Here is a 23,490-nt window from a genome sequence, read left to right on the forward strand (position 1 = left end):
ATTTTTGATAGGTTCTATCATTTTCCTCTATTTTACGCGTTGTCGTATCCAACGTAAACTCTAGGTAACTTACATTATACCGAACTAATAAATTGGTGTAGGAATAGAAATTGGAGGAGCTTGGATGAATACGTATTATAAATGGTTCATCGTATTGGTGGCTACACTTTGTCAAACAGCAGCAACTTTTGTGACATATGGGATGGGGCCAATCGCTACGTTTTATCAGGTTGAATGGAACTTAACTTCATTACAAGCTGGATTTATTGTTTCAGCAGTCAATATAGGACCAATGTTTTCCATGCTCGTATTTGGTCACTTAATGGATAAAAAAGGAGAGAAACAAATCATTGGTTGGGGGTCTATTCTATTAGGATTGTCGACATTAACACTTGTGATGGTAAATAATTATTTGCTGTTGCTACTTCTATTACTAGTCGTAGGGATCTGGTACGGAAGTGCGCAAACTGGGGGCAGTACGGCCATCGTCAAATGGTTTCCCGACAAACATCGAGGGCTAGCTATGGGTATCCGACAAACTGGAATTCCAATAGGTGGGGCCTTGGCATCTGTCATCCTCACTTATACGTATAATCATTTTGAGTTGTCTGCGGTACATATCGTGCAAGGCTTTGTAGCCATTGCTGGAGGTATTCTTTTCTTATTAGCGTATAAAGAACCAAAAGAAACCGTAGTGTCAGTATCTAAATCCGTATCTTTTAAAGAAAAAATGATAACTATTAAAAATAATAAAGTGCTTTACCCCATATATATCGTAGGCATCACGATGATGTCATTACAGATGATACTCATTGCTCATTTTATGAGTTATTTGCATCAAGAAGGCAGTTATTCATTAATCGATGCAGGGATGTATTTAAGCTTAATATTACTAGGCGGTATGATAGGAAGAGTAGTCATTGCATGGGTGAGTGATCAATTCTTTGAGCACAATAGAGAAAAATTATTATTCATTGTAATGGTTTGCACCGTTATTTTTACTATAATGTTACCATTTGTGATGCAATGGGAGATGCTGATGCACTTCTTCTGCTTCCTCCTAGGCTTTGTAGCAATTGGCTGGTATTCCTTGTTTATAGCTTGTATTACAGAGCAATCCAATCCAAATTACATTGGCTTAACAGTGAGTGCAGCTTTAACATTAAATCAAATTTTTATCGTCATAGCACCAACTTTTTATGGTTTCATGGTCATTGTATTACATAGTTATCAGCTAGCATTGGATTTGGTAGCAATCGCTGTAGCGTTAGGGGCGGTGAATTTATACCGAGCGACAATAAGTACAAATAGGGATGCTGTCTAGAATAGAGCTGGAATTTTGTGATAAAACGCTTAAAATATGTTAAAATGATTATTCATACGAAAAAGCATAATGCTGCTAACGGAGGAGTCTATGATGGCGTACAAAGAAAATAAAAGTTCAATTTCGATTGATGCAAGTCTAGAAAAAGTTTGGCATGCCATTACGGATGCCGAGCTGCTAACAAAATGGTATGCGCCTGGTTCAATATGGGAAATTCCTCATTTAGCAGCAGGTGAACAGATTATTTTTACATTAATACCGAATAGCCATAATCAATTGACTGAGAAGTTACCGATGACCTTAACGATAAAAAATGTAACTATGCATCAGCAGTTTTCATTTTACTTAGATTTACCTGAAACGTTAATAGCCATCTCATTGGCAGATGACATGGGAAAAACAACTGTAACATTCAACACGAGCGGTTATGAGGCATCACTCGCCAATTTAAAGGCTTTATTAGAGGGAAAGGAAATCCCTTTTGTATAATAAAAAAGAAAAATGCTAAAAGAATCGTTCAACAATTTAAGTTTCATGGAAAATGAATTTTTTCATGAAACTTTTTCATTGTTCGTCGGTCTAACGACAAATGCTAATTGTTCTGAAGTTACTGTTAACGCTATTGATGACGAAGGAAATGTCTACAAATTTTATGAACCTTCTAGCATTTTCATCTATCCAGCTAATTGAAATAGTATCCCTACAGCGTGAACATGTCAAAAGTGATGTGATTTGAGGTTCAACTTCTTTGTTAGGTTGCATATCAATGAAGTGATGCATAGGGAGAAAATCGTTTAATGATTACTTTCTACGTCTTAGGTCTTAGATGAAGTTAAAGCGGAGGGTCGTTATTTAAAAATCGATATTTCGATAAAATGGATTTATTGGAAGATTATATATCAGGAGGTAATTAATTTGAAGAAATTTGTGGGAATCGGTTTAGTTATGAGTGCTTCAATACTTGTTCTATCGGGGTGTAATTCAATTATTCCTGGGAAAAACAACGAAGAATCCATCTTAGTTGAAAAGGATAAGGCTGAGAAGTTAGATGTAGAATTAAATCTTGGAGTAGGGGAAATGACGGTTACAAAAGGAGCGAAGGACTGGGTTGAAGGGACTGCTCAATATAACATAAATAAACTAGCACCAAAGGTTAGCTACGATCTTCATGGGCAAACGGGAGAAGTGGTTATTGAACATAAAGGCTCCACAAAATTTGGTATTTCGAATGTGAAAAATGAATGGAATATAACACTTAATGAGGATATTCCAATGAATCTTTCCGTTGAAACAGGTGCGTCTATGGCAAATCTTGATTTACAGGGCTTGAAGCTTGAAAAATTAGATATTGAAACAGGCGTAGGTGATCTTGCTGTAAATTTAGGCGGTGATTGGAAAAAAAGCTTTGAAACGAACATTGAAACTGGTGTTGGTCAAACAACGGTCATTTTACCATCGAAAGTCGGCGTAAAGCTTACAACTGAAAAAGGGATAGGGTCTTCGAGTGTGGAAGGGTTTATTGCAAAAGGTAAAGGTATTTATGTAAATGAAGCATATGAACATGCAGATGTCGTACTCGAGGTAAATTCGGAAATGGGCGTTGGCGATGTTACGTTCAAGTTAGATAAATAGATTAGTTTTAGTAGGCTACTTTTCAAAGAGTAGGCTACTTTTTTGTGTTTCATCTTCAATCCTAAGTTTTAGATTTGGTATGTATTCTGCGCACAAGAGACAGTGGAGATCATTAGGTGGGACGAAGTCTAAGATGTCTTGTGACAATGTGAGACCACAACAAATTGTTCCGATGCAACTACGCTCTTCCACGCGAAAAGTATTGAGGTTACCTACCATTTCATGTTCTATGATTTGAAGTAAAAAAAGAAAAGCATAAAAGTGAAACCTTTTATCGGATATAAAGACTCTAAGTATTGAACGGAGGGAAACAGCATGGAACATGATTTATCTATCGTGAAACAAGCAATTGCAGGAAACAAGGAAGCGTTTGAACAACTTCTACGTTTAGAGGAAGAAAAGCTGTACTATACAGCACTTTCTTATGTAGGACAAAAAGAGGATGCACTGGATGCTATTCAAGAAACAGCGTGTAAGGCTTATTTAACAATTAAACAGCTCAAGCACCCAGAATTTTTTTCTACTTGGCTGTTTCGTATTTTAATTCATGAGTGTTATCGTTTGTTGAAAAAAGGGCAAAGAATCATTCCTTATGAAGAAGGTGAGCTATTAAAACGTTTAAATCATCAACCGACTGAAATCAGTAATCCCATTGATTTATCAGAGGCATTACAGCACTTGAGTCACGCCCATCAAATGGCACTTATTTTATATTATTATCATGATTTACCGATTAAACAAATTTCACAAATGATGGATAAGCCTTCAAGCACAATCAAAACGTATTTACATCGTGGAAAAAAACACTTAAAACGAGAATTAGAAAGGAGCGCAACGTACAATGAAAGAGTCATTTAATCACAATAGTAGCCTTCCAGAATTCCCGAGAGACGAGGTACGAACAGCGATTACAAAAGGTATTCAACGAGCAGAGGAGCAAGCAAATATGAACAATGCACCATTACAAAAAACACGAAAAAGTAAAAGAAAACCATTGTTATATGTGGCTAGTGCGGCAGCAGCATTTGGTATTATGATAGGCTCAGCATATATATCACCAACATTTGCTAGCACTTTGGCTCAACTGCCGATCGTGGGGTCCGTGTTTGGTGACTCTGGCTTGCTTGGGCTAAAACAGGCTAGCGAACAAGGATTAACAAAAACGGTTGGAGAAAAGCAAATAATCAATGGTATTGCTGTTACTGTCGATGAAGTACTGTATGATGACACAAATATTACTGTTGGCATTAAAATTGAATCGGAAAAAGAATTAAGCAATGAGTACTTCGGTGCAGGTATGGATTTGAAGATGAATGGGAAATTTCTTAGCGGATCGGGAAGCTATGGCGAAGAGAATTTAAGCCCAACCATTCGTACAGGTATTACCACTTATAATGTCACAGACAATATGCCAAGTTCTTTTGAATTGGGCTTAATTTTAGAAGGCAAAGAGGGCGAGAAATGGGAATTTTCAACACCTATTAAAAAGATTGTCGATATCACACATCTACCAGTGAATCATCAGCAGCAAGCGGAGGGTATTCAGCTTGATGTTTCAAGAGTATCATTCAGTCCTTCTGGTGTAGGCCTTTCATTTGAGGCATCTGAAACTGGAAATATTGATAATTCTCAACTAGGGGCTTCATATATTGAATTCCGCATAACGGATCAATCTGGTAAGGAAATACCCTCACATTCAGGAGGCACAACAGGACAATTTAATGACGGTGTTTGGGTCTTCAGTGGCAATAAAACGTTTGATCCAATTTCAGATAATGTGTCAACATTAATCATTACGCCATATTTAATGCTCCCTACAGGTGGATCAGGTGTACAAATACAACCGAATGGGGAAGAAACGAAATTGCCGTTTGATAAATCAACTCTGAAAGAGGTTAAATTCCAACCATTTACTGTCGAAGTACCATCGCAGAATAATCATTAAATCGAAATAAGAAAGCGTTAAATACAACATCGCCATTCCTAAGTATGGCGAATTGTATTTGACGCTTAATTTGTGTTAGCTTAAAAGAAGAAAATTTAACTCGAAGCGAGTGTTTTTGAAGGAGCGAAAGTATTGAAAACTTTTACATACACACAACCTGTGGCAATTGAATCAACAGAGGTTATTCATGTTTTAAATGGAGCGGGGAAAGTATCATCTACTGTTCAACGGATTTACACAAATGGACTAAAAAAAGCTTTTGATCGTACAATGGATTACCGATATTTCGTACGTTTTGATGCAAGCGATGTTGACGGACAGCCACTTTTCACATGTAAAAAAATGTCGCGTCGTGGTCGTGTACATTTTCGAGGAAAGGACTTTGTGACGGGAAAGGACTATATGATTGCCTATGATGGCTGGCAAATAATGATTCCAGATTTAATCATTACAGACGGCGAGCAAAAAATAACACTTAATAAAGAGATGGAGGACTGGTCAGTATTTTTACTGAATGAACAGCCAATTGCTCGCTGGCAAGCAGTTTTTCGGGATACGTATTTTGATATTACCCTTCAAATTGAAGAAACTAGCCCAATCCAGCATGAAGCCTTTTTTATTGCCATTGGACAGGCTGTGTTATTTGTAGGTGCATGATAAATTGTAGATTTTGGGCGATAAATTATTGAAGTTGGGTGATAAATAAAAAAAGTTGGGTGATATATTTCGAAATTGTAGCGATAAATTCAAAAACATGTTCGATAACTAAAAAAAGCCCTCGTCTTTGAGGGCCTAAATGAATCTTTCTACTTACATATCTACAATTTCGTTTGCTAATTTTTGTCGACTGATCCAGTAACCTTGTAATGTAAAGACTACGAAGGTCGCTAGTAAAAAGACCACACTAGTAATCCCTAATGTGAAGAAATCATAAACCATTGGTGCGTCAACGTCAATAAAGGCCATCATCCTTGTTAAGAGCAGACCGAGGAATATACCAACAGTCAGACCATAAAGCACAAAGGACAGTACTTGCGTTAAAATCAACTTCATTAATCCATTTGGTGAAAGACCGATTAATCGCTGAATCGCATAATCTCCTCGTTTTGCATAGACAGAGTGAAGCAGAGTTTGTAATACCCCTAAACAACTAGCGGCTATTAGGATAACAAAAACACCAACGACTAGTCTCTACTAGACAACTATACAACGATAGATGTCGAGGAAATTGCAGGACTATGCCAGCATGACAGCGAAAGACATATAAAGAAAGAAATAAAGGGGTGGTTAGTTGCGTTTAACAAAAGGGATAACAGGCTTTGATGCAGAGCATTTGATTGAACAGGAAATGCGGTCATTTCAATCTATGGTCTATCATCTTGTAACGAGTGAACCACGTTCTAAACTTTTACAATTTATGGATGATTCCCGTGCTGTGTATATGCAGGCAGACATTCAGTTAGACAATGAGCAATTGACAATTCTTCATCATCGACTTATGCCGTATGTGGCGTTTGCTATGAGTGATAAAGAACTGACTTTTCGATTTTTAACAAAACCTAACTTACACAAATACTTTCCAATGCGCAAATGCCTAGAGGCTGAAGTGTTAAACAGTTTGCTTACACAAGATAAGGAGCTTCATAGCTTATCGGATGTGGAATGGCACTACGCAGCCTATTTTAAAAGTGAGACATTAGGGGATGTTATGTTTAATTATTGGGATTAATTTCACATAGCAGTTTCCACTATTTAAGCTAAAAATCTCCAATTCCGTTATAAAGACGGAATTGGAGATTTTTTATGGTGTAAACATGGAAGGCTTGGTAAGTTTTTTTTCTTTCGCAATCGTATTCTAGTAAATAATTTAAGACTTTTGCAAAAAGCACAGTAGTTCTAAAAGTATGGTACTAAAACTTTTTATTTGGTATTACCCTGCCTATTTTCCGTTGTTTAAAAGTTTCTTTTGACACCTGTGACAGATACTTTGCACGATGCTCCATAAATCGATCGCACTAAAATCAAAAAAAGCTTATAAACACACAAAAATCACTTAATTATTAATCTAAATATAGATTAAATTTTTAAATCATCCTAAATAGATTTATAAATGGTAAATTACTAATATTGTACAATATAGTTAAAATTTTTATTAATTACGCTTTATTTAGTATTAAGAGAGTCGAATGATATCGTTAAATAATGTTTTTTCATGATTGGTCTGATACAAAATTTTAGGTAGATTTAAAAGCAGTAATTCAACTATATAAGGAAAAATAAGGGGAAATTTAATAATGAATTTTAAGTCTATTAGCACGAGAATCATTTTTGCATTCACTATTGTAGTGGCAGTCATTGTTGTATATATTGCTTACAATGTCTTAGCAATTACTCAAAATAACACCGCAACAGAACAAATTGTTGATGAAGAATTACAATTATTAATTACAGATTATGAACTAGCCTCCACAATTGCAGTAAGAATTGCAGCTGCTAGGGGTTATGTATTATCTGGAGAAGAAAAATATAAAGATATTTATACACATAACGTGGAACGCGCACTTGACAATGAGAAGAAACGTTTAGCGATTTCCCATTCAACTGAATTTCAGAAGTTTTCGGATATGGCGAAAGAATGGAGTAGCTATGTACAAAAAGATGTTTTCGATACATATGATCAGGGCAATGTCGAGCTGGCAACGAAAAATTTAGCTGCGATGGATGCGAAAGCGACTGAAATTCGTGAGGGCTATGAAGGCTTGGCAGAACAACGTAAACAATCTATTAATGCTGTTGGCTCCGATATGATTGCGGCTGGCGAAAGTAAGCAAATCACAAGCGTTATTGTTGGTATCGCTATTGTTGTCATTGCGATATTTACGGCCTTAATCAGTGCGAGAAGGATTTCTAAACCAATTATCATCCTGACAGAGCGTATGCAGCGCATAACTGAAGGCGACTTAAGTGAGCCAGCCCTTGATGCAAAAGCGAATGATGAGCTTGGCCAGCTAACAACAGCGACAAATAAGATGTCAGAAATTTTGAACCGCTTGTTAAAGCATATTCAAACAGTGTCAAACCATGTAGCAACACATAGTGAGGAATTGATGCAATCTGCTACAGAAGTAAAGGTGGGGACGGAGCAAATTGTCGACACAATAGCAGAAATTGCGAGTGGTACTGAAATTCAGGCAAGTAATGCTTCGGATGTGGCTACAACCATGACAGAATTCACTACTCAGGTCACTGATGTAAATATGAGTAGTAAGGATGTCAATCAATATTCACAAGAAGTGATGCACTTAACCGAAGAGGGCAAGGGGTTAATGGCAGCTTCCACACAACAAATGAAAACGATAGATCATATTGTTAAAGAAGCGGTTCATAAAGTAGATAATTTGAGTAAACAAACCCAAGAAATCTCTAAAATAGTGGCAGTCATTCATGCTATTGCAGATCAAACGAACTTATTGGCACTCAACGCGGCCATTGAAGTAGCACGTGCTGGTGAGCATGGTAAAGGCTTCGCTGTTGTTGCAGATGAAGTACGTAAACTGGCAGAACAAGTATCTGTATCTGTTGATGACATTACCAGCATCGTTCAGAAAATTCAACACGATTCGGTGATTGTTACAGCATCACTCGAAACTGGATACGGTGAGGTGGAAAAGGGTACCACTCAAATCGCTTCTACAAATGAAACATTTAATCATATAGCAGAAGCAGTTTATGCCATGTCAACGAGCATTGTCACGATGTCCTCAAAATTAGAAGAAGTCGCCCAAAATACGCTCAATATCAATAAATCTGTCGATGAAATCGCTGCCGTTTCCGAACAATCTGCTGCAGGCATACAAGAAACATCTGCAACGATTGAACAAGCAGCAAGCTCGATGGATGAAATTAAAAATAGTTCTGTCAATTTGGCAGAAATGGCAGAAAATTTAAACGATCAAATCAGTAAATTTAAATTATAGCCAGTGACATTAACGTACCGTATTTCATACTTCCAACACATTTAGAATGTATACTATTGCATTGGAAGGTGGGATAATTTTGAGAAAATATATATTAATGATGCTGATGAGTACGCTACTTCTTGCGCCAACGGCCTATGCGCATACTATGGATAAAAGTATGCTTTATACGGATGTACCTGCAACAACGCCAGATTTACAGGAAATTATGGTTCTCCATAGTACTGGACTTATTGGCTATAATGGGACAGATATGGCATTAAACCCAAGTGAAAATTTATCACGCAAGGATTTTGCTGGCTGGGTAGGCGCTTTCTTCGGACTAGAAGGAGCAACAGTTGATGAATTGGCTCAAGCCGCCAAAAATGAGGAATATGTATCTTCACTAGAAGGAGATATTACCTACAAGGAAATCAACACGGCATTATTTCATAATAAACTAGACATTGAAAAACCAGATGCAACGTTAACGAAAGAACAGTATATTGGCTTTTTAACTGACAACATAGATGTTGATATGGGAGGGCACACACTGCTTCAGATGGGTGGATTTACATACGGCCCAACAGGTACGATTGACGATGTTGTAACAGGTGATGAAACAGGACTAGTAATTGATGGTAAAACATATATGCTTTCTGGTCATCCCCGGATTTTTGCAGATGCTACCGAGGCAAAAAGCTGGGTGGGTCAAGAATTAGAAAAATCCATTTTGACGACGAGTGCTGGTCATCATCATGATGGTCATGAAACACAGTCAAAGAATACGTCTGCGCCTACGTTACAATACATTCAACTTGCCACAACTGCACAGGCAGCGACAGATGAAAAGCAAGAACAAGTTACAAACGCAACACCAAGAGATCAACAGCAAGCAAGTGAAACGGCTGACACAACTGCCTCAAACTCAAGCACAGTATGGATAGTTGCCATTGTTGCTTTATTAGCCGTTATTATTGGCATTGTGTTGTGGAAACGAAAAAAATAATTGTAAGCATATAAAAAACCAGCAATATACGAGTAAATCGTACTAATTGCTGGTTTTTTTATACCTTATGTGTACTATATTTCCTTACTTAGATAGTTTGCCATTTCGCTTCTAGCCATGGTAGGAAGTTTTCACCTTGATCACCTTCATAGGCATCGTAGACATCAAGGCGTGTACGCTTTAACTTATCCGCGAAGTCTGAGAACGAATGGTCTGCAGGTAAGCTTTTCTTGACACGTACAAATACTTTTTCGGCACCTTTGATCAGCTCGAATTTACGGCGGGTAGGTGTTGGTACATCCTCACCAAAGTTCGTTAATGCTTCATAGGCCGCTTGCTGTACAGCGAACACTGTATCTGCCTTTACACGATTGTGTAGTAAGTCAATGACACTTTCATGTTTGAAGCTACTTAGTGTCTGTACAGCAGCCAAGCGCTCACGCCAGCTCGAAGTATAGTTGGCAGCCTTTTTTAAATCTTGGTAGTTTTCGGGTAACTCAGTTTGCATTTTCATATGTGCTCCTTTGTTGTAACGGACATAATGCCTTGTAACAGAATGCGCCTTTATTTCGTTCTTTATTTATAATGAGCCAATTCACTTCAAAATAGAACCGATATTAAAGAAATATAAGTGACAATTGGTATTCTATCGGCGCAACTGTAGATGCCGCCGGTTCTTGACGGTTCAATTGATGAAATAGCACGTCAATAATGCTCTCCCACTGCTACCGGCGGAGATAATCTATCCTATACGATGATTCATGATAAAACATCATTCTTATAAATTAATATGGAAAAATCTATATCAAAATTTACTCACTAGAATAATTATATAGAAACTGACCGAGAAAGCAATGATTCGATGATGCAGAGATAAAATCCGGCAGATAATATTTCTATAGAAGTTCTTATTTGACTAGTTTCATTCAAAGCGTGCTTATCATGGTTTTTAGTTGCTTATTTAAAAGTGCTGCTTGTGCAACAGCCTGCTCATCATTAGCAATGTCACCAGGCTTGTTTGCCTCTCCAAGTATATAAGAAGAGAAGGGCATGTTTAAAAAGTTGAAAATGTATTGAAATTGTTGAATCAGAGGCAATCCCTTAATTTTTGGCTCATCGCCCCCAACTGCGAGTACTATCGCTTCTGTTGTCAATAATTTTTCTTTTAACTGCGGAAAGCGTTCATCTCGGATTGCGTGACTCAGGCGATCTACCATATTTTTCATGATACCAGACATGCTATACCAATAAATCGGTGTCGCAAAGACCACGATGTCACTTGTCAAAAGGGCATGAATGATTTGATCGTAATCATCATCCACAAATTGAAAACCTTGTGCATCATGACGTAAATCATGTATTGGTTGAATGTTTAAATCCTTTATTATTAACTTTTGATGAGGGACGCCCTCTAATACATAGTCGGCAAGTAACTCACTATTGCTGTGTTGTCTTGAGCTACCGATAAAAGCAGTGATGTTCATATTTTTTCCTCCTCTATATTTCACATTACAAATAGTGTATACTCCCTTTTGCTATCGAGAAAGCTGAATGTTTCGATGGAATGGATCGAAAAAAACGATTAAGAGGTGAAAGTGATGGATCTTAAACAGTTACAAACCTTCCTAACAGCTTCCAAAACTTTAAGCTTTACCCAAACAGCTCAGCAATTAGGTTACGCGCAGTCAAGTATTACTGCTCAGATTAAATCTTTAGAAGAAGAGCTTGCTACAGTGTTATTTGAGCGTCTTGGTAAACGGATTACACTGACAGAAGAGGGGAGCAGGCTACAACAGTATGCCCAAAAAATGTTGGAGCTAGATACCGAAATGAAAAGAGTATTGTCCAGCGAACAGGCACATGCCGTATTAACGATTGGCGCACAGGAAAGTCAATGTGTATATCGCCTACCAAGCATTTTACAATTATTTCAGCAATGTCATCCACAAGTGAAAATCATTTTTAAACCTGTGCATACAACAGAAATTGCCAAAGATTTATTGCAGTCAGGGAACCTAGATGTGGCTTTTATTACCGATACGTTTAAAGAAACACCTATGCTACACCGAGAACGTCTCACACAAGAGCAATTAGTATTTGTTAGTGCCCCGTCGGCAATTTTACAGCAAGGTCCATTATCAGTACAGCAATGTTCAAATGAAACGTTGCTGTTAACGGAAAATGGCTGTTCTTACCGAAATCAATTGGAAATGCACTTACAACAAGAAGGCGTCTATCCAGCACAAATGATTGAATTTGCTAGTATTGAGGCCATCAAGCAATGTGTGATGGCAGGCTTAGGACTCACTTTTTTACCGAGAATGGTGGTGGCGAAGGAATTAGCGAATGAGCGCTTAAAGGAAGTGCCCTCAACATTAAAGTTAGCTGCGATTTATACCGATATTGCTTGGCATAAGGATAAACATATACCCCCATATCTTGCTGATTTTATAGACATTGCCATTGACAGGTATCAGGAATTTTAAAGTTTACGGGTAATAGTAAATGAACCAAATAAAAATGGCAGCTTTAGTTATAGCTCAAGCTGCCATTTTGTTAGTTCGAAAATTAAACATTCAATAATGTATTATTAATAATTGCCCGGTTTCTAGACTCAAATACGTTGTTATGCGAAGAAACGGTTGCCATTTTATCAGCATCTGGCTCTATCGTTAGTTTAATGCTATTTACGGCATTAACTGCATCTTGGAAAGCACCAGCAATTAAATGGATTTTTCCATCATATTGTGCGATATCGCCCACTGCATATAAACCCTCAATCGTTGTTTGACATCCCGTATTCGTTTGTAAAAAGTAATTGCGAATTTCATCACGTTTAGGCTCAATAGCATTATCGAATGAGAAGGATTGATCACGATCATAACCATGATTAATTAACACTTCATCTATAACAAGAGTCGCTGTCTCGTTTGTCACCTTGTTTTCGATAATGACTTTTTTAATTTTTGTTTTTTCTTCGTTGGCCACCAGTGTTTTAATAGATGTTTGTGTAATGATTGGAATGCCATAGGCTTGTAACTTTTTCACTTGTGCTTCATGGGCGGAAATTTCCTCTCCGCGGTAAATAATCGTAATGTCTTTTGCAATATCAAGTAAATCACATGCCCAGTCAACGGCAGAGTTACCACCGCCTGAAATTAATAAAGATTTATCTTTGAAGCGCTCAATACCACGAATTGTGTAATGAAGGTTGGAAACTTCGAATTTTTCTGCACCTTCTAAGTCTAGCTTGATAGGACTAATAATTCCTCCACCGACAGCGACAATGACATTTTTTGAATAATGTTTTTCGCCTGTACTCGTTGTAATGATAAAAACATCATTTTCTTTCGAAACGATATCAACTTTTGTATTTAAACACACAGTAGGGTCAAATGTCAGACCTTGTTCAACTAAATTATCAATTACCTGTTGGGCTGGTGTTGCTGGTAAAGCACCAATATCCCAAATTAACTTTTCAGGATAGACGTGAATTTTTCCGCCAAGTACTGACTTATATTCAATTATTTTAGTTTTTAAATCACGAAGTCCTGCATAAAAAGCACTATATAGTCCACTCGGGCCGCCACCAATTATTGTTACATCATATATGTTTGTCATAGCATATCTCCTAATTTGTTTATTCTCATTGATTATCATTTTCAATTAGCAATGATTAATACTAAAATATAGTAATTTGAAGAACATTTCAAGTGTTAACGTAAATATAAATGAAATTGACCATGGAATAGGGGGGAATTGTATGTTTATTGAGGTATTTAAATTGAAATGTTAAGAGAAGAAAGGCGATCTTTACACAGAAAATTTGATGATATAATCAATGAGCTAGTCGTCTTGAAAAAAAGTGCGAATGGATAATTAAATCCATTTCGCACTTTTTACTATACAGTAACACACCCTAGTTTTTAAAATTGGCGTTATGATGTTTTCATTAGGATCGAGCTGCACAAGATTATGTGTCATTGCTTTTTCAATGTCCCTGAAAAGTTTGTGCCTTCGTCATGCTCAGCTATACAATCTACTTCTGTAATTTTAAGGGCATTATTGAGTCGCTCGAATTCCAGTACGCAGCGATTGCCATTAGCGGATTTGTTCATAACGGCCTTCGAACTAGAGGTAATTGTCGCGGTGCCATCTACAGTCCCTGATTCTTGTCCATCATTGGCCGTCAGTGAGATGTAGAAACTTTTACTTGTTGCATTGGAGATGATGGCATCACGGCGGTTGTAATCAGTTGCCCCCTTGCCCCATTTATAGTAATAAGTATATATGCCTTCCCAAGAACTTTTGGCAGGTGTTGTTTGTTGCATTGTTTTATCGAGCTGTTTTTGTCCATTGCTCGCAAGTGTATTTAAAGAAGCATTGCCTGCATTTAAATGAATTTCTTGCGCATCCTCAGAGATTTCATAATAATTTCTCGAAGCCATACGGTGTAATAGTGTCACGACTTGTGCACGGGTCATATTGTTGGATACACCGAAAAATTTCTGCAAGTTACGATTTTCATACTGAGGATTTTGCCCAGTTGAAATGTAAGAATCGATTAAAAATTGAATGGATGCATCTAAACTACGTTTACCATCTGCTAAATGAGTGATTGCTTGTGCGACAACGCCACGCTTTATAGCGGCTGCTCGCATAGTATTATCAAAATAACCATTAAGTGGCACACCATAGCTGGCAAGCCGATCGTAATATTCATCAGACCAGTTTGCAGATGGCGTCTGTTTTTTTAACTCATCATATGGTGTTTCCAATTCATAATAATTGGCAAGAAGCTTTGCAAATTGCTGCTCGGTAATTGTTAAATTAGGCTTGAATGTTCCATCCGCATAACCATCGATAATGTCATACTCCTGTGCCCAGATAACCGCTTCATAAGCAAAATGCTCTTCTGGCACATCATTGAAACCAGCTGCATCTACTGCATAACCGCCTCCTATAACAAGGACTGACAGCATTAACAGGCAAACTATTTGTTTCATTATCATACTTCCTTTCTAGCTAGTATTATCCTTAGTTTGCAGGATGTGGGTAGAAACTGCAAATAAATATTCTCTCGTTTTATGGCTAAAAATTTTTGCGTCAAAAGATTTATACAAGGGGGATCATGAAATTGGGCTTTTCCATATTGAAAGAAGGGATTAAGCGTGTTGCATAGTTTTAATACACAGCTCCAAAAATGGATGCCTATTTTAACGCCGCTAAGTTTAGTAGTGGGTGTATTACTAGTAGATTTTGGGAGGCAATTGCTATTTTTAGTGCCGTGGCTATTTGCCTTTATGACGTTTGCTGGCAGTTTAAGTATGAGCTTTGACGGTTTCAAAAGTCTTAAAAGGTATCCATGGGCTATTGTGATCACCATTGCATTTTTACATATATTGATGCCAATTGTGGCGTACTTTGTGTCAACAGCAATCTTTCATGATCACTTGCTAACCATTGGTTTTGTTTTGGCTGTAGCTATTCCAACAGGGGTTACAAGCTTTATTTGGGTAAGTATTTGTCAGGGGCATCTTGCATTATGTCTTGCCATCATTTTAATGGATACGTTATTATCACCAATTGTCATTCCAACTGTACTGCATGTAGTTGTAGGGCAGTCTATCGAAGTAGATTCACTTTCACTAATGCTAGATTTACTTTGGATGATTGTTGTACCATCTCTTACGGGTGTGTTCATGAACGAGTTTACAAAAGGGAAAATTGAAGTGACAGTGGGCAGGAAATTGGCTCCTTTTTCAAAACTAAGTTTGTTTTTTATTGTGATGATTAATAGTAGTGTTATTGCACCGTATATAAAAAATATTAACTGGAAGCTTGTAAGTGTCATTATAGTCGTCTTTGTGCTTGCTGTTTTGGGCTATGCGTTATGTTTAGTACTGGGGCATTTTCTTTGGAAAGACACGCGTATTATTACAACGTTTTTATTTACTGGGGGGATGCGGAACATTGCTGTTGGGGTCGTAATTGCCACAACTTATTTTCCACCAAAGACGGTTATGCCAGTAGTATTCGGTAGGTTATTTCAACAAGTATTAGCTTCTTTCTTTAATCGTGTCATGGAAAAATATCGCTCACGGTATGAGGTGGCTTCTACTCTAAAAGGAAGTGTAACATGGATGTGAATTTTAAATTGCCTCTTCATAGAAAGAAAATAGGGGGCTGGCTTACAAGTGAACATGAAAAATCCGCATAGACTTCTGCGTGTTCAAGGCTTGCGCACGTAGAAGTGTAGCGGATTTTAGCATATAGGATGTGTTAGTAGAATTCGAACATTATTGTGCGGTGTAACCACCATCAACAGTTAACGTATTACCAGTCATGAAAGTTGAGTCGTCACTAGCCATGAATAGAACTGCTTGTGCCATTTCGTCGGCTTGACCTAAACGTTGCATCGGTGTCATTTGACGTAATGGTTCTTTACTTTCTTCAGGAATAATCGGTGTATCGATAAAGCCTGGACACAGTGCATTGACACGAATACCGCGTGTTGCATATTCAAGTGCCAGTGAACGTGTTAAGTTAATCACACCGCCTTTAGCAGCATTGTAAGCTGCTGAACCTGGTGAACCAACCCAGCCATACATAGAAGCGGTATTGACGATTGTCCCACCGTTAGCTTTTAACATTTCTTTAATAGCAGCTTGTGCCATTAAAAAGACACCGTCTAAATCTACGTTTACTGTGTTACGCCATTCTGTATAAGCAAGTTCTTCTGTTGGTGTTACACGGCCGATACCTGCATTATTAAAGAGCACATCCACTTTGCCGAATGCTTCCAAAGTGGTTTTATAAATATTTGCGACTTCTTCTTCGCTCGTAATATTCGCTTTGATGAATAAAGCTTCAGCACCGACTGCTTTTAATTCAGCTTCGAAAGCGCTTCCTTTTTCTTCGTTTAAGTCGACAAGCACAACTTTAGCACCTTCTTCGACGAATAATTTAGCTGTTGCCGCACCAATACCAGATGCCCCACCTGTAATAATAGCGACTTTATTTTGTAATTTTCCCACGGAAATTACCCCCTTAGCATTAAATTTCACTTACACAACGTGCGAATCACTGTGTACTTTTATTGTAAGACGATACAATAAGGAAACAATCATTAATGTAACAGTAAGTGTCGAACTCTTAGACACTTCAATAGTATATGTCTAAAAAGGGGGAGATTTTTTGACAAAATGGACACAAAGACAGGAACGAACGCGTAGACATTTTTTTGAAGCATTTATTGAATTAGTAAAAAAGCAAGGTTTTCAATCGATTACAGTAAAAGATATTGTGGAGCGTGCTGGTTACAATCGAAGTACGTTTTATGTTCATTTTCAAGATAAAATTGAACTAGCAAATACATTGCTAGAGACTATGCTATCTGGGCTGGAAGCGGCAGTCGGAGAGCCGTATCTATATGGGGAAAAGGTCTATACAACGAAGCTCCATCCACCATCGTTTAATATAATTCATTATATTTATGAAAATCGACTGTTTTTTGAGCTGTTAAACTTCGAGGATACCATTCCTGGCTTTCATACGCGGATGCCTTTGACTATCACGAAAATTTATATGGAGCAATTTAAATTTGAAACAATTAACAATCAGCCCGTCAATATGGAGATGTTTAAACGCTATACTTCCTTTGGTTTTTATGGGCTAATGATTCAATGGATTGCCAGTAACTTTGAAAAATCAGAAGAGCAACTAATTTGTGACATTATTGAGCTGACTAAAACACATATTTATGCATTTGAATACATAGGGAAGCCCTAGTATAACTGGCTCGCTACCTCATCTGGATAGTGAATAAAAATTTGCCCTATATACTTTGTGTTCACCGAATAAATGGTATAATTGTATGAAAAAAGGACGGTGGGTACATGGGCTTTTTAGATGGATTGATGGGGAATGCTTCTGAAACAAATGTAGGTGAGGTTGAAAATGAAATTAAAGATTTGTTAACGAATGCAGAACATGTGGAACACGCCTATAAATTAATTCGTGACTTATTTGTTTTCACCAATAAACGGCTAATTCTAATAGATAAACAGGGCGTTACGGGCAAGAAAGTTGAATATCATTCGATACCATATAGGAATATTGTACATTTCTCAGTTGAGACAGCCGGCAATTTTGATTTAGATGCAGAACTGAAAATTTGGCTTTCGGCTGGTGGCCTAATAGAAAAAAAATTTAATAAATCACTCAATATTTATAAAGTCCAAAGCGTTTTAGCTGAATATGTGCTGAAATAGAAAACTGTGTTTAACTGATGATAGAGACATTCAAAGTGAATGGGGATTAACTGTTACTAGTGATGGGCAAATATCAGGATTTAAAGAAGTGATTGCTGATGAAGATGGCTACCACTATGAAGGGGAAATTTGGTTTATAGGGGAATTAAAATAAGCGCTAGGGGACAACACAATATTTGTATGTCCCTTTTCTATGCGAGAAACTAACATTATTGTTTAACAGTGCCTATTGTTAAGACATAAAGACAACTGCATTGAGAATATGTTGGAGTAAGAGCTTATTTTAGGGGGAGACTAACGGATGCAATGGAATGAAGAGTTACCGGACGCTCATAATCGTATTACACCATCCATGTTTGTTGCTCGTTCTTTAGAAGAAATTCGATTTTGGTCAAGGATTATGAAGGAACATTCGCTATTCCTTCGATTAGGGTTTAGATGTGAAGATACACAATTAATAAATGAAGCAAATCAATATTATTATTTGTTCGAAAAGATTGAACAGCAATCTTATAATTTGACCAACCAGACAGATCCAGAACAAATGAGAAGATTTAATACAGAAGTTCAAATAGCTGCGACAAATATATTTGCTTTTAAACGGAAAGTGTTAGGGTTAATACTCACTTGTCAGTTGCCAGGGGCAAATAATTTCCCCTTATTAGTGGATCATACTAGTCGTGAGGCCAATTATTTTAGAAAAAGATTAATTGAATTAAATGAAGGAAAACTGAAACCCCTTGCTGATGAAATCATCAAAGAGAACGTTTTTTATCTAAGAATCATGGCCGATCATGCAAAATTTATAGGCCACCTTCTTGATCCTTCTGAAAGAAAACTTGTTGATATGGCAAGAGAATTTAGCAATGATTTTGATGAATTATTGTTTCAAGCAAGAGATTTAGAAAGCATGAAACCACAATCGCAGACAGTGCCACTATTGGACCAGTTCCTTGATCAAAATCGTGTTTCTGTAGTATCTCTCCGTGATTTTAAGAAAACCGCGCGAGACCTGATCGAAGAATGCAAGATAAAAAGCATTATTCATCCGTTATTAGCAGACCATGTTTTCCGTGAGGCGGAACATTTTCTTGAAATTATCGACCTGTTTGAGGCTCATCTTACTGGGAAAAAGGAATTTCCGAGTTAAAGTTTTAGCATTTAATAATGTTAAAGAGATGGGACTGCTAAGTTTTTATTGAGACATAAGTAATGATAGGGTTGTATAATTATGCGTTTTGTTTTTAACTGAATGAACAATTATAAAAGGAAATTCTCTAGTCTGATTTCTCGAAATATTTACGAGAAGTTAGGCTTTTTTATGTCGCCATTTCTTTGCTTGCCCTAACATGCAACATTCCCCAACCGTACTCTCGAATGCTCTTTCTTACTTCATAAGATTATTTTTTCATGTATCACTTACGCCCCCTTTTATTATCCAGACTTGCCCGATATGGGACAAGCCCTTCCTTTTGAGCGCGACGTCATCTGGACAACACGTGAATAAAAATGTATATGAGCTAATGTTATATACGTTTATACAATACGGTTTGTATGTATATCACGATGAACATAAAAAATTAATTTTAGAAAAAGGTTGATTATTCTTTCGATTAAGCATATATTTTTCCTAAAGGAAACAAAATATCGTTCGAGAAAGAAGAGTGAGTGAATGAAAGACTTAGATGATGTCAAATCAACGTTCCTTCCGCTAGGGATACTAGTGATTTTAACGATATTGTGGAAAACGACTCATTCAGTCGGGGCTGGGATTTCTATAATGGTCTTTTGGATGAGCTGGCGCCAGCTTCTGAAGAAAGGCATTATTAAATAAATAGAGATAGAAAGAGGTAAAGCATGAAACGTTTTTTAGGTGTACTTGGTTTATCATTATTACTTTTCGGATGCAACGCACAAAGTGCTGCTACTGAAGAAGAAAAAGAAGGAGTTGTTGTTGCCACAACAGGGCAAATTGCGGATGCCATTAAAGAAATAAGCGGTGACCATTTAACAGTTTCAGCACTGATGGGGCCTGGAGTAGATCCACATTTATACAAGGCAACACAAAGTGACTTAACAAAATTAGATAAGGCCGAAGTCATTTTTTATAATGGTCTCCATTTAGAGGGGCAAATGCTCGATATTTTTGAGCAAATGGCAAAAGACAAAACGGTGCTTGCCGTTGGTGAGAAATTAGATGAGCAGCACCTACTTGCCAGTGACAATGATGCCATGCTTCATGATCCACATATTTGGTTTAACATTGAGTTATGGAAGCAAGTTGTCGCTGCGATAAGCGATACACTGGCAGAAGAATATCCAGCATACAAAGCAGACTTCGAAACCAACGAAGCAGCTTACTTAAAAAAATTAGAGGAATTACAAACTTACGCCAAAGATCGTGGCAGTGAAATTCCAGAGGATCAACGAATTTTAGTAACAGCCCATGATGCGTTCAATTATTTCGGTGCTAGTCAGGGATTTGACGTGCGTGGCTTGCAAGGACTTAGTACAGATTCTGAATATGGGGTGAAAGATGTGCAAGAAATGGTAGATTTTTTAGTAGAGAACAATATTAAGGCTATTTTTGTAGAGTCAAGTGTATCTGACAAAGCGATGAACGCTGTTATTGAGGGGGCCAAACAAAAAGGTCACAACATTGTGATTGGCGGGGAGTTATTCTCTGATGCAATGGGCGCTGAAGGTACAACAGAAGGTACATACATTGGCATGTACCAACATAACATCGACACAATTGTCGATGCACTGAAGTAGGTGATAATCATGAATGCATTAACAGTTGAAAATTTATCGGTCGCTTATGATAAGAAAACAGTTCTAGATAACGCAAATGTTACGGTACCAATAGGTCGCCTTTCAGCCATCATTGGCCCGAATGGAGCGGGGAAATCAACCTTTTTAAAGGCCATACTCAACCAATTACCAAATAAGGTTGGTAAAGTGGAAATTCTTGGGGAGATATTTGAGCCGAAAAATTTAGTGGTAGGGTATGTGCCTCAACGTAATGCAGTCGATTGGGATTTCCCAACGAATGCACTAGATATTGTGTTGATGGGACGTTACGGACATACGGGCTTGTTTAAAAGACCATCTAAACAAGATAAGTTACTCGCACAGCAAGCACTTGCCAGTGTAGGTATGCAAGATTTTGCTGAGCGTTCCATCGGTCAACTATCCGGTGGCCAGCAACAACGAGTCTTCTTAGCAAGAGCACTTGCTCAAAATGCTGATGTCTATTTTTTAGATGAGCCCTTTGCGGGAGTGGATGCGGCAACAGAGAAAACGATTATAGATATTTTGAAAAATTTAAAAGCACAGGGTAAAAGCATTTTCGTTGTACATCACGATTTACAAACTGTGAAAGAGTATTTTGATTATACAATACTACTAAATAAAACAATTTTAGCATCAGGTGCAACTGAAGAGGTTTTCACACCACAACAACTACAAAAAACGTATGGTGGTAGGCTATTCATGATGCAAGGCATGTGAGGGGGAGAGTTATGTTAAGTGGTAACTTGCTTTGGGTACTAGTAGGTACAATGTTACTTGGAATTGCAGCAGGGATTACAGGCACCTTCTCCTTTCTTCAAAAACAAAGTTTAGTGGGCGATGCAGCAGCACATGCTGCATTGCCTGGTATTGCGCTCGCCTTTTTACTAACAGGACAAAAAGAGCTACCGATTTTGATGATCGGTGCAGCAATTACTTCTGCATTATCTGTTTATTGTATACAGTGGATTGTGTCATTTTCCAAAATGAAAGCAGATGCAGCCATTGGTTTAGTGTTAACTGTATTTTTTGGGATAGGTGTCGTATTTTTAACAATTGTCAATCGTAGCCCGATAGGAAATCAAAGTGGTCTAAATAATTTTATATTTGGTAAAGCAGCGACAATGACAAAATCTGATTTACTGTGGTTATTTTTAAGTGCCACAATTATTATACTGGTTAGCCTATTGCTCTATAAAGAATGGAAGCTTCTAATCTTTGATCCCGTCTATGCAAAAGGAATCGGACTACCGATTGAAGCGCTAAAAGCAACATTAACTGTGCTAATTGTCATGACAATTGTAACAGGCATTCAGGCTGTGGGCGTTATTTTAATGTCAGCGTTATTAATCATTCCGGCTGCTAGCGCGAAGCTGTGGACCAATAAATTGAGTTCAATGCTTATACTTAGTGCTGCTATTGGTGGTATTTCTGGGATTACAGGAACTTTTATAAGTGCCATTCGGACGGGTTTATCTACAGGGCCGATTATAGTATTAGTAGCATCCACCATCTTCTTTGTATCTTATTTCATCAGTCCAGCGGGTCAAATCAATAAATTTCGTAGAAAAATGCAGTTCCGAAAGCAAGGTGATGTAAGATGATTGAATTTTGGGTTGTAGTAACAGGGCTTTTAGTCGGCATTACATGCGGCATAGCTGGCGTATTTCTAATATTGCGTAAAATGTCGATGATAGCAGATGCGATTAGTCATACCGTATTATTCGGTATTGTCATGGCATTTATCATTACACAAACATTAAATGGCTTTTGGATGCTTGTTGGCGCTGCAATAGCAGGGATATTAACAGCGTATCTCGTTCAATTACTACATTCATCTGGTATCCAGGAAGACGCAGCGATTGGTGTGGTGTTCACGTCATTGTTTGCTGCTGGAGTACTACTGATCACCTTGTTTGCAGGAAATGTTCATTTAGATGTGGAGCATGTGCTAATGGGTGAAATTGCATTTGTTCCTTGGGATCGATGGACATTGTTTGCTGTAACAATGCCAAAAGCTGTTTGGATGTTGTTGCTCGTGTTACTGATAAATATCGCATTCTTGTTATTATTCTTTAAGGAAATGAAACTCGCCACCTTTGATCCGGTATATGCTGCATCTATAGGGATTCCGGTCGTATTCCTACATTATGGTTTTATGACTTCTATTTCGTTTACAACAGTTGCCGCCTTTGATAGCGTTGGAGCGATATTAGTTGTTGCGATGTTAATTGGACCTTCGGCAACCGCCTATTTATTTAGTAAAACGATTAAACAAATGTTCATTTTTAGTATGCTTTTTGGTGCTGCGGCGTCCATTGTTGGTTATTATTTAGCAAAGTATTGGGATACATCAATAGCGGGCATGATGGCGGCGACGGTCGGTCTACTATTTGTCGTCACGTTATGCAGTCAAAAAATCATCGAACATAGAAGAAAGACGCTTGTAAGTAAATTAGAAAGTATGTAAAAACACGAAAAGAGGATGAGACAAAACTTTATATAGAAAGAGCAGCAAATGTATTATTAAATTTTTGTTATCTAAAATGAAGAAAAAT

At 37.6% G+C, this 23,490-nt stretch carries 25 protein-coding genes; 19 read left to right on the top strand and 6 right to left on the bottom strand.

Annotation, left to right across the window (positions count from 1 at the left end; translation table 11 throughout):
- Positions 1-124 precede the first annotated feature (124 nt).
- From C9J31_RS10800 to C9J31_RS10825, 6 genes are all read left to right on the top strand, one after another.
- On the top strand, positions 125-1,324 hold the full coding sequence (locus tag C9J31_RS10800; RefSeq protein WP_107950416.1) for an MFS transporter: 1,200 nt from the start codon (positions 125-127) through the stop codon (positions 1,322-1,324).
- Between the two features lie 90 nt (positions 1,325-1,414).
- The gene (locus C9J31_RS10805; RefSeq protein WP_244854913.1) at positions 1,415-1,813 is read left to right on the top strand and encodes an SRPBCC family protein; all 399 of its coding nucleotides are present in this window, start codon (positions 1,415-1,417) and stop codon (positions 1,811-1,813) included.
- Between the two features lie 426 nt (positions 1,814-2,239).
- On the top strand, positions 2,240-2,956 hold the full coding sequence (locus C9J31_RS10810; protein WP_107950413.1) for a toast rack family protein: 717 nt from the start codon (positions 2,240-2,242) through the stop codon (positions 2,954-2,956).
- A 315-nt stretch (positions 2,957-3,271) separates the two neighbouring features.
- Entirely contained in the window at positions 3,272-3,814 is a 543-nt protein-coding gene (locus tag C9J31_RS10815) for a sigma-70 family RNA polymerase sigma factor (RefSeq protein ID WP_107950412.1), read from the top strand.
- A complete protein-coding gene (locus C9J31_RS10820; protein ID WP_107950411.1) occupies positions 3,798-4,901 on the top strand; it encodes a DUF4179 domain-containing protein in 1,104 nt (367 codons plus the stop codon). Before C9J31_RS10815 ends, C9J31_RS10820 begins: the two co-directional genes overlap by 17 nt.
- Before the next feature lie 132 nt (positions 4,902-5,033).
- Positions 5,034-5,558: a tubby C-terminal domain-like protein gene (locus C9J31_RS10825; RefSeq protein ID WP_107950410.1), complete on the top strand. Its 525-nt coding sequence runs from the start codon at positions 5,034-5,036 to the stop codon at positions 5,556-5,558.
- Positions 5,559-5,711: 153 nt separating this feature from the next.
- Here the strand turns inward: C9J31_RS10825 and C9J31_RS10830 are convergent, their stop codons facing one another.
- Positions 5,712-6,068, bottom strand: coding sequence for an FtsX-like permease family protein (locus C9J31_RS10830; protein WP_107950409.1), 357 nt, complete (start codon positions 6,066-6,068; stop codon positions 5,712-5,714).
- A gap of 124 nt (positions 6,069-6,192) precedes the next feature.
- Here C9J31_RS10830 and C9J31_RS10835 point away from each other — a divergent pair, with 124 nt between their 5' ends.
- The 3 genes from C9J31_RS10835 to C9J31_RS10845 all read left to right on the top strand — a co-directional run bounded on the left by C9J31_RS10835 (position 6,193) and on the right by C9J31_RS10845 (position 9,866).
- Positions 6,193-6,630 carry a hypothetical protein gene (locus C9J31_RS10835; RefSeq protein ID WP_107950408.1) on the top strand — a complete coding sequence of 146 codons (438 nt, stop codon included), beginning with the start codon at positions 6,193-6,195 and terminating at the stop codon, positions 6,628-6,630.
- Between the two features lie 565 nt (positions 6,631-7,195).
- Entirely contained in the window at positions 7,196-8,878 is a 1,683-nt protein-coding gene (locus C9J31_RS10840) for a methyl-accepting chemotaxis protein (RefSeq protein WP_107950407.1), read from the top strand.
- A gap of 79 nt (positions 8,879-8,957) precedes the next feature.
- A complete protein-coding gene (locus C9J31_RS10845; protein ID WP_107950406.1) occupies positions 8,958-9,866 on the top strand; it encodes a hypothetical protein in 909 nt (302 codons plus the stop codon).
- Between the two features lie 88 nt (positions 9,867-9,954).
- On the opposite strand, the gene C9J31_RS10850 is transcribed toward C9J31_RS10845, so the two are convergent.
- Together C9J31_RS10850 and C9J31_RS10855 are read right to left on the bottom strand one after the other, a co-directional pair.
- Positions 9,955-10,380: a HEAT repeat domain-containing protein gene (locus tag C9J31_RS10850; RefSeq protein WP_107925855.1), complete on the bottom strand. Its 426-nt coding sequence runs from the start codon at positions 10,378-10,380 to the stop codon at positions 9,955-9,957.
- A 412-nt stretch (positions 10,381-10,792) separates the two neighbouring features.
- Positions 10,793-11,350: a flavodoxin family protein gene (locus C9J31_RS10855; RefSeq protein ID WP_054768448.1), complete on the bottom strand. Its 558-nt coding sequence runs from the start codon at positions 11,348-11,350 to the stop codon at positions 10,793-10,795.
- 114 nt (positions 11,351-11,464) lie between these two features.
- Between C9J31_RS10855 and C9J31_RS10860 the strand changes: the two genes are divergently transcribed.
- Positions 11,465-12,352, top strand: coding sequence for a LysR family transcriptional regulator (locus C9J31_RS10860; protein WP_107950405.1), 888 nt, complete (start codon positions 11,465-11,467; stop codon positions 12,350-12,352).
- 82 nt (positions 12,353-12,434) lie between these two features.
- On the opposite strand, the gene C9J31_RS10865 is transcribed toward C9J31_RS10860, so the two are convergent.
- A complete protein-coding gene (locus C9J31_RS10865; RefSeq protein ID WP_107950404.1) occupies positions 12,435-13,487 on the bottom strand; it encodes an NAD(P)/FAD-dependent oxidoreductase in 1,053 nt (350 codons plus the stop codon).
- Positions 13,488-13,846: 359 nt separating this feature from the next.
- Entirely contained in the window at positions 13,847-14,872 is a 1,026-nt protein-coding gene (locus tag C9J31_RS10870; protein WP_107950403.1) for an S-layer homology domain-containing protein, read from the bottom strand.
- A 165-nt stretch (positions 14,873-15,037) separates the two neighbouring features.
- On the opposite strand from C9J31_RS10870, the gene C9J31_RS10875 reads away from it, so the two are divergent.
- Complete coding sequence (locus C9J31_RS10875; protein ID WP_238602140.1) at positions 15,038-16,015, top strand: bile acid:sodium symporter family protein; 978 nt, start codon at positions 15,038-15,040, stop codon at positions 16,013-16,015.
- A gap of 150 nt (positions 16,016-16,165) precedes the next feature.
- On the opposite strand, the gene C9J31_RS10880 is transcribed toward C9J31_RS10875, so the two are convergent.
- On the bottom strand, positions 16,166-16,903 hold the full coding sequence (locus tag C9J31_RS10880; RefSeq protein WP_107950402.1) for an SDR family NAD(P)-dependent oxidoreductase: 738 nt from the start codon (positions 16,901-16,903) through the stop codon (positions 16,166-16,168).
- 160 nt (positions 16,904-17,063) lie between these two features.
- On the opposite strand from C9J31_RS10880, the gene C9J31_RS10885 reads away from it, so the two are divergent.
- From C9J31_RS10885 to C9J31_RS10920, 8 genes are all read left to right on the top strand, one after another.
- Positions 17,064-17,657 (top strand): TetR family transcriptional regulator, encoded by a 594-nt coding sequence (locus C9J31_RS10885; protein ID WP_107950401.1) that lies wholly within the window; start codon positions 17,064-17,066, stop codon positions 17,655-17,657.
- A 107-nt stretch (positions 17,658-17,764) separates the two neighbouring features.
- Positions 17,765-18,139 carry a PH domain-containing protein gene (locus C9J31_RS10890; RefSeq protein ID WP_107924428.1) on the top strand — a complete coding sequence of 125 codons (375 nt, stop codon included), beginning with the start codon at positions 17,765-17,767 and terminating at the stop codon, positions 18,137-18,139.
- A 4-nt stretch (positions 18,140-18,143) separates the two neighbouring features.
- The gene (locus C9J31_RS10895; protein WP_107950445.1) at positions 18,144-18,293 is read left to right on the top strand and encodes a DUF3916 domain-containing protein; all 150 of its coding nucleotides are present in this window, start codon (positions 18,144-18,146) and stop codon (positions 18,291-18,293) included.
- Positions 18,294-18,440: 147 nt separating this feature from the next.
- A complete protein-coding gene (locus tag C9J31_RS10900; protein WP_107924426.1) occupies positions 18,441-19,289 on the top strand; it encodes a DUF2935 domain-containing protein in 849 nt (282 codons plus the stop codon).
- A 707-nt stretch (positions 19,290-19,996) separates the two neighbouring features.
- Positions 19,997-20,914 (top strand): metal ABC transporter solute-binding protein, Zn/Mn family, encoded by a 918-nt coding sequence (locus C9J31_RS10905; protein ID WP_107950400.1) that lies wholly within the window; start codon positions 19,997-19,999, stop codon positions 20,912-20,914.
- 9 nt (positions 20,915-20,923) lie between these two features.
- Positions 20,924-21,652: a metal ABC transporter ATP-binding protein gene (locus tag C9J31_RS10910; RefSeq protein ID WP_107924424.1), complete on the top strand. Its 729-nt coding sequence runs from the start codon at positions 20,924-20,926 to the stop codon at positions 21,650-21,652.
- An 11-nt stretch (positions 21,653-21,663) separates the two neighbouring features.
- Positions 21,664-22,536 (top strand): metal ABC transporter permease, encoded by an 873-nt coding sequence (locus C9J31_RS10915; protein ID WP_107950399.1) that lies wholly within the window; start codon positions 21,664-21,666, stop codon positions 22,534-22,536.
- The gene (locus C9J31_RS10920; protein WP_107950398.1) at positions 22,533-23,402 is read left to right on the top strand and encodes a metal ABC transporter permease; all 870 of its coding nucleotides are present in this window, start codon (positions 22,533-22,535) and stop codon (positions 23,400-23,402) included. The genes C9J31_RS10915 and C9J31_RS10920 overlap by 4 nt, the downstream gene beginning before the upstream one ends.
- Positions 23,403-23,490 lie beyond the last annotated feature (88 nt).

Source organism: Lysinibacillus parviboronicapiens (assembly GCF_003049605.2).
Classification (GTDB): domain Bacteria; phylum Bacillota; class Bacilli; order Bacillales_A; family Planococcaceae; genus Lysinibacillus; species Lysinibacillus parviboronicapiens.